Genomic DNA, 3,095 nt, shown 5'->3' on the forward strand with positions numbered 1-3,095 from the left:
CAGCTACGCAGCGAACTCTTCAGAAAACCCGGTCGAGAAGCACTCAAACACGCTGTTAAAGCGACTCTCTGAAATCAACAATCTGCTACACATGAGCGATAACGAATACACTCTGGTACTTCTCGACGAAATCCATTCTGTTGCGTCTGTGTCGGGAGCCATCCTAAGGATGTTGCTTATTGTAATGACACTAAAGAGATAGATTGGGAATACAATAGACAATTTTGTGACAACGTGAGACAGTCACTGGCCATTTCTGGTCCATATGTAGCGAGTGAATTAGTCTCAACTGCAGAAGATCCCACGAGCGCAAAACCGAGGGGGAGAGAAGGAGACACGTGGAGGCTCTCGTCGATGGCGACCGCGTCGAAATGGTGGTCGTTGATACAGTTGGAACGTCGTTCATGAGCTGGAATACAGTCATATCGAACGCGCGACGGAAGGGTATCTGTCTCGGTTTCGGATGCGTGTCTGATTGCGCAAATCGTCTGTTACAATCTTGCTCTGTCGGCGTCGCCGTAACGTCTCGTCCGAGAGTTCGGTGCGGCCATTCTAGCCGGACGATACAAAATAATAAGTGTACCCTCGTGAAGGGGCGCGCAAGAGTCGAAAGGCAAACATGATAGATCCAATTATCCTGCAACAGGGGAGCGACTGGCGCGCGCAGGCGGAGGTCTTCGACGAGATCTTCTTCGTCTTCCTCGCGCTCGGTACGCTCGTCGGCACAATCGTCGTCGCGTACACGCTGTGGAACGTGTTCAAATATCGCGACGACGGCAGTGAACCGAAGGAGGACTTTGACGCGCCGATCGTCGGTGAACTCCCGACCGGACAGGGCGGTCCGAAAGCGAAGAAGCTCTTCCTGTCGTTCGGATTGAGCGCGATCGTCGTCATCAGCCTTGTCGTGTACGCGTACGGACTCCTCCTCTACGTCGAAGAGGGTCCAGACACGAGCGACGCGGGGAATATCGAAATCACCGTCGAGGGGTACCAGTTCGGTTGGGAGTACATCTATCCGAACGGTTACTCCACGAGGGGCGAGATGATCGTTCCGGCCGATCAGCGGATCGACCTCAACGTGACTTCACGCGACGTGTGGCACAACTTCGGCTCGTCGGAGTTACGGATAAAATCCGACGCCATCCCCGGAGAGTACAGTAGTACCTGGTTCTCCGTGAGTTCCGAGGACGTTGAAGCACAGGGTGGCGAAGCAACTTACCGAGTCGAGTGCTTCGAACTCTGCGGCGCGGGCCACTCTGCGATGACTGGTCAAATCACGGTGCTCCCGCAAGACGAGTGGGAAGAATGGTATGCTGGAACCCAAGGTGAAAACACTTCTAGTGTCGACAGCGCTGGCGCCGGAAATGCCTCCAGCGTTGACAACGCAGTCATTCGAGGTGCCCCCGCATGAGCGAACTCCCGCCAACGACTTCCGTCAAACGATGGCTCGTCACGACCAACCACAAGGACATCGGCATCCTATACACGATTACTGCCCTGTTCTTCCTACTGTTCGGCGGTGTCCTTGCGCTGCTGATCCGTGTCCAGCTCTGGGACCCGATGAATCAGATCCTGTCTGGGCTCGCGTACAACGAGGCCGTCACGGCCCACGGACTGATAATGGTGTTCTGGTTCCTCTCCCCGTTTGCCTTCGGCTTTGCAAACTACTTCGTGCCGCTCCAGATCGGTGCCGACGACCTTGCGTTCCCACGGCTTAACGCGCTCTCCTATTGGATGTACCTGTTCTCCGGCGTACTGTTGTCAATCAGCTTCTTCCAGGGCGGCACGCTGAGCGCTGGCTGGACGATATACGCTCCGCTCAACATACCCGCGTACACACCGAGTATCGGCTCAACGGGAGCGATACTGGCACTCGCGATGTTCACCATCGGAGTCACCGCCTCGTCGGTGAATTTCCTCGTGTCTATTCATCACTCGCGTGCCGAAGGAATGGGGATCATGGATATGCCGATGTTTACCTGGACCATCCTCGCGACCGTGTGGATGATGCTGTTCGCGTTCGCTGCATTGCTCGCTGCGGGACTCATCCTCGCGTCCGACCGCGTGCTTGGGTCGGTGTACTTCTCCGCAACAGAGGGCGGGTCCCTGCTATGGGGCCACCTGTTCTGGTTCTTCGGCCATCCGGAGGTGTACATCGTCTTCTTCCCGGCTCTCGGTGCGATGTTGGAGCTGTTCCAGACGTTCTCAGGGCGCCGGCTCGTCGGACGGAAGTGGGTGATCATCGCCATCTGTCTTGTCTCCGTCCAGTCGTTCCTCGTATGGATGCATCACATGTTCCTGACGACGATCAACCTGGAGATCAAGACGCTGATGATGGCGACCACTATCGGGATCTCCTTACCCTTCGACCTGATCGTGTTCTCGCTGATCTACACGCTCATCAAGGGACGAATACAGTTCACGACACCGTTCCTCTTCGCGTTCGGGGCGCTACTATTGTTCATCCTCGGCGGCATCACCGGAGTGTTCCTCGGCGCCATCGTCCTCGACTACGAGTTCCGTGGCACCTACTGGGTGGTCGCGCACTTCCACTACGTGATGTTCGGGGGGGCGACAGCCCTGATCGGCGCTGCGTACTACTGGTTCCCGAAAATAACCGGGAAGATGTACGATGAACTCCTCGGGAAGATCCATTTCGTGCTGTTCTTCATCGGGTTTAACGCCGTCTACTTCTCGATGTTCCTCGGCTGGGAGACGCCGCGCCGTGTCTTCGAGTACAACCCCGAACTCCAGATCTATCACCAGTTCGGGACGATCGGTGCATTCGTACTCGGATTCTCCTTCTTCATCATGTTCTACAACTTCGCGAAGTCGTACGTTTCCGGCGAGCCCGCCGGCGACAACCCGTGGGACTACTCGCGGACTGCCGAGTGGGCCATCTCTTCACCGCCGCCGCTCCAGAACTGGCCAAACCGGCCGTCCTACGCGTCCGGCAAGCTCGAATTCGTGAAGGATTATGTGCCCGACAGAGGTCCGGCAGTGAAGACCGACGCCAACGGGAACGGGGCGACTGACGGTGGTGACACCCACTCCGAGCACATCAAGGAGTACCCGTACTGGGACAAGCACCCGAG

At 56.7% G+C, this 3,095-nt stretch carries 3 protein-coding genes; all 3 read left to right on the forward strand.

Features of this window, described 5'->3' with window-relative positions:
* Positions 1–202: hypothetical protein (locus AN233_RS17675; protein ID WP_218055059.1), on the forward strand; the 202-nt coding region annotated here is incomplete at its 5' end.
* A gap of 417 nt (positions 203–619) precedes the next feature.
* Complete coding sequence (coxB, locus tag AN233_RS05930) at positions 620–1,411, forward strand: cytochrome c oxidase subunit II (RefSeq protein ID WP_058365907.1); 792 nt, start codon at positions 620–622, stop codon at positions 1,409–1,411.
* The coding region (locus AN233_RS05935; protein ID WP_394326199.1) for a cytochrome c oxidase subunit I at positions 1,408–3,095 on the forward strand (1,688 nt) is incomplete at its 3' end. The genes coxB and AN233_RS05935, both read left to right, overlap by 4 nt.

The organism is Haloparvum sedimenti, assembly GCF_001462205.1.
Lineage (GTDB): Archaea > Halobacteriota > Halobacteria > Halobacteriales > Haloferacaceae > Haloparvum > Haloparvum sedimenti.